The following is a 6,982-nucleotide window of genomic DNA, read 5'->3' on the forward strand; positions in this document are numbered from 1 at the left end:
GGGGACGCCGGGCTCGGTGGACCGGGCGGGGTTCCTCGCCGCTCAGGAGGAACCCCGTCCGGCCCGGGGGTGCGCGCCGCCCCCGTCCCCACGGTGCGGCGCGGGCGGGCCCAGGTCCGTCATCCAACGGGACCGGGCCCACGATCTAGGTGAGGCCGAGCGCGGGCAGCACGCACGCCTCCACGAATCGGGTCAGGTACTCCTCGTCGGCATGCTCGCCCTCGATGATCGGCCTGGCCCGCACCACGCCGAAGAGCTGCACCGTGAGGAACTCCACGGCCGGGTGTCCCGCCGCGATCTCGCCGCGTTCGACACCCCGCTTGATCAGCGCGTCCATGGCCTGGAGCTCCGGCTCGACCAGCGTCTCGCGCAGCGCCCGCTGGAGGTCCACGTCCTGGAGGACCGCGTGGCTGAGCGCCTGGACCAGCATGGTGTCGCGCCCTGACTGCTCGCCCGCGACCCGGGCCGCGGCCCGCAGGTCCCCGGCGAGGGTGCCGGTGTCGATGCCCGCGAAGCGCACACAGCGGTTGGCCCGCAGCGCCGCCGCGACGAACTGCGGCTTGGACTTCCACTGGCGGTAGAGCGTGGACTTGCTGCACCGGGTGCTCGCGGCCACGCCCTCCATGGTCAGCGCTTCGTAACCGCACTCGCGGAGCTGGTCGAGGACGGCGTCGTAGAACTCCTGCTCACGCTCCGGCGTGATCTTCGAGCGGCTAGACGTCGACGTCATGACTCTTCTCCTCGGTACGGCGGCCGACCCGATGCGATCGACCCCTATCGATACGCCAGTGTACCGGTACGCCTCCGTATCGGTACACTGGCGTATCGATGAGTGGGGCGACCCCTCACTCAGCACCGCACCACCCAGTCGTCACGTAAAGGGGCCGGGGGATGAAATCCCGCACCGAGCCTGCCGAACGGGAGCCGGACCCGACGGTCCGGGAGCCGGACACATCTGCCCGACCGCCCCTCGTCCGCGAGCTCCTCCTCGTCATAGGACTCTTCCTCGTCTACAAATCCGGCAGGCAGCTCGCCAACGGACACACCGGCGAGGCCTTCCACAACGCGCACCGCGTGTGGGACGCCGAGCGCACCCTCCGCCTGCCCGGCGAGGGCGGCGTGCAGGATCTGCTGCTGCACGGGGAACCGCTGGTCCACGTCGCGAACACCTACTACGCGACCGTGCACTTCCCGGCGACCCTGCTCTTCCTGGTCTGGCTCTACGCACGCCGCCCCCGGCACTACGTCTGGGCCCGCCGGGTGCTCGCCGCGCTCACCGCGGCGGCACTCGCCCTGCACCTGGGCTTCCCGCTCGCGCCGCCCCGGATGCTCAACGCCGCGCATCTGGTGGACACGGCGCAGGTCTACGGCCCCTCGGTGTACGCGGCCAGGCCCGCGACGGACAGCATGGCCAACCAGTTCGCAGCGATGCCCTCGCTGCACTTCGGCTGGGCGCTGATGGTCGCCGTCGGCCTGATCGTGGCGACCTCGACGCGGTGGCGCTGGCTGTGGCTGCTGCACCCGCTCCTGACGCTGCTCGTGATCGTCGGCACGGCGAACCACTACTGGCTCGACGCCCTCGCGGCGACCGCGCTGCTCGGCATCGCGCTCGCGGTGATCCGCCTGCCCCGCCCGAAGCCGTCCCTGGTCGTACGGCGCTCGGGCGCTCCCGGGCACCGCGCGGCCCCGGCCCCGGTCCGGTCCGACGTGTCCGAGCTGATCACCTCGGGGGCCGGACGGTGAACGCCACCCTGCTCGCCGTCGCGCTCTCCCTCGTCTCGGCCGCCGCGTACGCCGCCGCGGCCGTGGCCCAGGAGCGGCTCGCCGCCCGGGTCACCGAGGGCGGGAGCGGCGCCCTGCGGATGCTCGCCAGCGGCGTCTGGTGGTCCTCGGTCGGGCTGAACGCCGCCGCCGCGCTGCTGCACGTGGCCGCCCTGAAGTACGGGCCGCTCACCCTGGTCCAGCCGCTCGGAGCGCTCACCCTGGTCGCCGCCGTGCCGCTCGGCGCGCGCCTCGCGGGGCGCCGGGTCACGCGCCTGGAGTGGCGCGGCACCGGGCTCACCCTCATCGGCCTCGGGGCACTCCTTCTGACCGCGTCAGGTCCGGCGCCGGACGACACCCTGACGGTGCCGGAGGCGCTGGTGGTGGCGGCCGGGACCATGGTCGTCATCGGCGTGCTCTCCCGGCCGGGCACCCGGCCGGGACTGCGGCACGCGACCGCTTCGGGGTTCGCCTCGGGCGTCGCCTCCGCGCTCACCCAGACCGTCACGGTCGCCGTCACCGACCGCTCGGGGCCGCTGCTCAGCCCGCAGGTCGTGACCGTGGCGCTGCTCGTGGCCGCCTTCGCCGCCGGGGGCCTGCTGCTCTCGCAGACCGCCTACCGCGGCGGTCTCGGCGCCCCGCTCGCCGTGGTGACGCTCTCCAACCCGGTCGCGGCCTCGGTCATCGGGGTGGCGCTGCTCGGGGAGCGGCTCCAGGGCGGCGTCGTGGGCATCCTCCTGGCGGTGGCGGGCGCCGCGGTGGCCGCGTACGGAGTGCTGGTGCTCACCCGCTCGCCCCGGACCGCCCCGGACGTGCCGGTACCGGAGTACCTGACGACGATCCCGGGGCAGCCCGCCGAACCGCGGGCGCTGCACCTGTCGCGGCCCTGAGGGGCCGGGTCACCCGTGGTGACCCGGCCCCCGACGCCCGAGGACGGCAGGCGTGTCAGACGGTGATGAGGGCGGGGTCGCTGACGCCCGCCGCGCCGGTCTCGACGTGTCCCGCGAAGCGCCGCAGGAAGCCCGCGTCGGCGTCGGACCTCACCGTGAGGTCGTACCAGCGCTTGGCGGCGCGCAGGTCGACGGTGTGCTGCACGGTGGCGCCCGCCTTGACCTTGAAGGCCTGGGCCGCGCCGCCGTAGGCGTTGGACAGCTTGAGGTTCACATCGGTGCTGCCCGCGTTCTTGAAGGTCAGCCTGATGTTGCCGGTCGTCCCGTCGTGGCGGGCGGTGACCTCGGGCCCGGCCTTCTTGTTCGGCCCCCTGAAGGTGCGCAGGAAGCCGTTGGGCCCGAACACCGACAGGTCGTACGACCCGTTGCTGTACGCCGAGTTCCAGGTGTCGGAGAGGGTCTTGCCCGCCTCGGTGGTGTACGTCCAGGGGCCGTCGGTGCGGTTGCCGGAGCGGACGTGGAAGCAGACGCCCGCCTTGTCGCCGCCCGTGAAGGTCAGCTTGAACTTCCCCGCGGCCACATCGGCGGCGCCGTCGACCAGCGGGGCGTACGGCAGGGCGCGTGCGGGCCGCGAACCCCGCTCCTGCTTGGGCAGCGCCGGGACGGCGGGCGCCTTGGGGACGTAGTCGGGGTGGCGGTTGTGGTCCGGCGGCTCGTAGGCGGCGGTGCCGGGGAGCCCGGCCGGGTCGGTGTCCGCGCCGCCGAAGTCGAACGCGGAGGTCAGGTCGCCGCAGATGGCGCGGCGCCAGGGCGAGATGTTGGGCTCCTTGACGCCGAAGCGGCGCTCCATGAACCGGATGATCGAGGTGTGGTCGAAGACCTCGGAGTTCACGAAGCCGCCGGTGCTCCACGGCGAGACGACGATCATGGGCACGCGCTGGCCGAGGCCGTAGTGCCCGGCCGCGTAGGAGGCGTTGCCCGGGAAGTAGTCCAGCTTCGTGTCCACGGTGGACAGGCCCTGACTGGCGTCCTTGGGGACGTACGGCGGCACGATGTGGTCGAAGTAGCCGTCGTTCTCGTCGTAGGTGACGAAGAGCGCCGTCCTGGCCCACACCTCGGGGTTGGCGGTCAGCGCGTCGAGGACCTTGGAGATGTACCAGGCACCGTAGTTGACCGGCCAGTTCGGGTGCTCGGTGAAGGCCTCGGGGCAGGCGATGTAGGAGACCTGCGGCAGCTTGCCCGCCTTGACGTCGGCCTTCAGGATGTCGAAGTAGCCGTCGCCCGCCTTGGCGTTGGTGCCGGTGCGGGCCTTGTCGTACAGCGGGTCGCCGGGCTTGGCGTTGCGGTACTTGTTGAAGTACAGCAGGGAGTTGTCGCCGTAGTTGCCCCGGTAGGCGTCGTTGATCCAGCCCCAGTGCCCCGCGGCGTTAAGACCGTCGCCGATGTCCTGGTAGACCTTCCAGGAGACGCCCGCCGCCTGGAGGCGCTCGGCGTACGTCGTCCAGTCGTACCCCGCCTCCTGGTTGCCGAGGACCGGTCCGCCGCCCTTGCCGTCGTTGCCGACATGGCCGGTGAGCATGTAGTAGCGGTTGGGGTCGGTGGCCCCCATGAACGAACAGTGGTAGTCGTCGCAGATCGTGAAGGCGTCGGCGAGCGCGTAGTGGAAGGGGATGTCGTTCCGCTCCAGGTACGCCATCGTCCGCTCGGACTTCGCGGGGATCCACTGGTCGTACTTGCCGTTGTTGAACGCCTTGTGGCCACCCGCCCAGTCGTGGTCGAGGCCCGCGATGAACTGCATGCCCAGGTCCTTGGCGTCCGGGTGGAACGGCAGGACCTCCTTGGCGCCGCTCGGCTGGTTCCAGACCGGCTTGCCGTTGGGCAGGGTCACCGGGCGCGGGTCGCCGAAGCCGCGCACCCCCTTCATCGTCCCGAAGTAGTGGTCGAAACTGCGGTTCTCCTGCATCAGCACGACCACGTGCTCGACATCCTTGAGGGTGCCGGTGGCCCGCCGGGCGGGCAGCGAGGCGGCGCGCGCGATGCTCTGGTTGAGCGCGGCGTAGGCCGCGGTGCCGCCGGCCAGTTGCATGAAGCGGCGCCGGTTGAGTTCAGGCATGGAGATTCCGACCTCGTGATCTGTGGGGGACGCGAGCGGGTGAAGTGTGCCAAGGGGAGCAAGCGATACGGAAGGGCCAGTGACGGGGGTGTGAAGAGAAGTCCAACCTCTGGCGCCGAGGACACAAGGCCCCGCCCTGTCGGGACGTTCGCCTCCGGCCACAGGTGAACGGGCGTCGGGGCAGGCGTCGGTGCCTGGACCGAGCCGCCGTGCGGCGGCACGGTCCGCCCGCGCGGTTTCCCGTCCGTCCACGGTTGATCTCTTTCACCGCACCCTCACATCCGGGGGTGCGGCGGATGCGCCCCGGGGGTAGGTGCCGAAGGCAACCATGCGGGACGATACGGTCCGGTCCCCTGCCAAGGAGGTTCCATGCCCGTACGCGTCCACGGCCGCTGCGCCCCCGGCTTCGAACCCGTCCGCGAGGAGTTCGCGAGGAACTTCGCCGAGCGCGGCGATCTCGGGGCGGCCGTCGCCGTGTCGGTGGACGGGGAGTGGGTCGTCGATCTGTGGGGCGGTGACGCGGACCGCTCCGGCGAGCGCCCCTGGGAGCGCGACACGCTGGTGAACACCTACTCCATGACCAAGGGCCTGACCGCGCTCTGCGCCCACCTGCTCGTGGACCGGGGCGAACTGGACCTGGACGCACCGGTCGCGCGCTACTGGCCGGAGTTCGCCCGAGCGGGCAAGGCGGACATCCCCGTGCGGTGGCTGCTGAGCCACCGCGCCGGGCTGATAGCGCCCGCCGAACCGCTGCCGCCCGGGGCCGTCCACGACTGGGAGAAGGTCACCGAGGCGCTCGCGGCCACCGCGCCGTGGTGGCGCCCCGGCACCGCGCAGGGCTACCACGCGGTGACCTTCGGCTTCCTGGTCGGCGAGGTGGTGCGGCGGATCAGCGGGCTCTCGCTCGGCGCGTTCCTGCGCGCGGAGGTGACCGGGCCGCTGGGCGCCGACGTCCACGTCGGCACCCCGGACAGCGAGCACGGGCGGTGCGCGGACATGGCGCGCCCCGAGGGGTCGGCGCCCGGCGGCACCATTTTCGGCGACGCGCCGCAGCCGCCGGTCGGCGGGCTCGACGAGCATCCGATGGCGCCGGTCACGCTGGCCCTGCGCTATCTGCCGCTCGGCGACGTGAACGGCCCGGCCTACCGGCGCGCGGAGATACCCTCCGCCAACGGCCATGCCACCGCCCGCGGCATGGCCGCCGTCTACGCGGAACTGGCGTGCGGGCGGCTGCTGTCCGCCGGAGCGGTGGAGCGGCTGCGCACCTCGCAGAGCGCGGGCGAGGAACCGGATCTGGTGCTCGCGGCGGGCAGCCCGTTCGGCGCGGCCTGGCCGTGGGGCCTCGGCTACATGCTCAATCAGTACGGGCAGGCGGGCCCCAACCCCCGCGCGTTCGGGCACGGCGGGGCGGGCGGCTCCTACGGCTTCGCGGACCCCGAGAACCGCGTCGCCTACGGGTATGTCATGAACCGCATGGGCGCGGGCACCTCCGGCGAGGACCTGCGCAGCTATCACCTCGTGGACGCGCTCTACAGGGCGCTGCGCGAGCGGGGCGGGGTCGTGGGCGGACGGTGAGCGGGGCCGCGCCTCGGGCCATGATGGGGGCATGACGACCAGCAGACGGACGGCGTTCTTCACCGGCCAGGAGTCCGACCCCCGCTACGGCGGCCCCGCGACCGGCGACGAGCGCACCCTGCTCACCGGCTTCCTGCGGTCGCAGCGCGCGACCCTGGAGATCAAGTGCGCGGGACTCTCCTCCGAACTGGCCCGCCGCTCCGTGGAGCCGTCCGCGCTCTCCCTGCTCGGCCTGGTCCGCCATCTCACCGACATGGAACGCCGCTGGTTCCGGCGGGACCTGGCGGGCCAGGACGTGGCGCCGCGCTACGCCACACCGGAGAACGCCGACGCCGACTTCGACGACGCGAGCGCGGAACCGGAGGCCGTCGCCGCCGCCTGGGAGGCATGGCGGGCCGAAGTGGCCTTCGCCGAGCGGTTCGTCACCGGGGCCGCCGACCTGGACGTCGAGGGCGAGGACCCCTGGCTGGGCCCGGTGTCGCTGCGGTGGGTCCTCATCCACATGATCGAGGAGTACGCGCGGCACAACGGCCACGCCGATCTGCTGCGGGAGCGGATCGACGGGGCGGTGGGATGGTGACSTGCTGATGCCGGCCCGGCGGGGCGGGGAATAGCGGGGGCGCCACGGTGGTCGTCCCTCACG

General features: G+C 72.6%; 6 protein-coding genes. 4 read left to right on the forward strand and 2 right to left on the reverse strand.

The window, feature by feature from the left end; genetic code table 11:
- Positions 1-145: 145 nt before the first annotated feature.
- Positions 146-730, reverse strand: coding sequence for a TetR/AcrR family transcriptional regulator (locus AB8Z36_RS25540; RefSeq protein WP_369215724.1), 585 nt, complete (start codon positions 728-730; stop codon positions 146-148).
- Positions 731-891: 161 nt separating this feature from the next.
- Between AB8Z36_RS25540 and AB8Z36_RS25545 the strand changes: the two genes are divergently transcribed.
- Positions 892-1,743, forward strand: coding sequence for a phosphatase PAP2 family protein (locus tag AB8Z36_RS25545; protein ID WP_369215725.1), 852 nt, complete (start codon positions 892-894; stop codon positions 1,741-1,743).
- A complete protein-coding gene (locus AB8Z36_RS25550; RefSeq protein ID WP_369215726.1) occupies positions 1,740-2,651 on the forward strand; it encodes a DMT family transporter in 912 nt (303 codons plus the stop codon). The genes AB8Z36_RS25545 and AB8Z36_RS25550 overlap by 4 nt, the downstream gene beginning before the upstream one ends.
- A gap of 55 nt (positions 2,652-2,706) precedes the next feature.
- Here AB8Z36_RS25550 and AB8Z36_RS25555 read toward each other — a convergent pair whose 3' ends face one another.
- On the reverse strand, positions 2,707-4,764 hold the full coding sequence (locus AB8Z36_RS25555; RefSeq protein ID WP_369215727.1) for a phosphocholine-specific phospholipase C: 2,058 nt from the start codon (positions 4,762-4,764) through the stop codon (positions 2,707-2,709).
- A 369-nt stretch (positions 4,765-5,133) separates the two neighbouring features.
- On the opposite strand from AB8Z36_RS25555, the gene AB8Z36_RS25560 reads away from it, so the two are divergent.
- Positions 5,134-6,339 (forward strand): serine hydrolase domain-containing protein, encoded by a 1,206-nt coding sequence (locus tag AB8Z36_RS25560; protein WP_369215728.1) that lies wholly within the window; start codon positions 5,134-5,136, stop codon positions 6,337-6,339.
- 31 nt (positions 6,340-6,370) lie between these two features.
- The gene (locus AB8Z36_RS25565) at positions 6,371-6,919 is read left to right on the forward strand and encodes a DinB family protein (protein ID WP_369215729.1); all 549 of its coding nucleotides are present in this window, start codon (positions 6,371-6,373) and stop codon (positions 6,917-6,919) included.
- Positions 6,920-6,982 lie beyond the last annotated feature (63 nt).

This window comes from Streptomyces flavofungini (assembly GCF_041028215.1).
GTDB lineage: Bacteria > Actinomycetota > Actinomycetes > Streptomycetales > Streptomycetaceae > Streptomyces > Streptomyces flavofungini_B.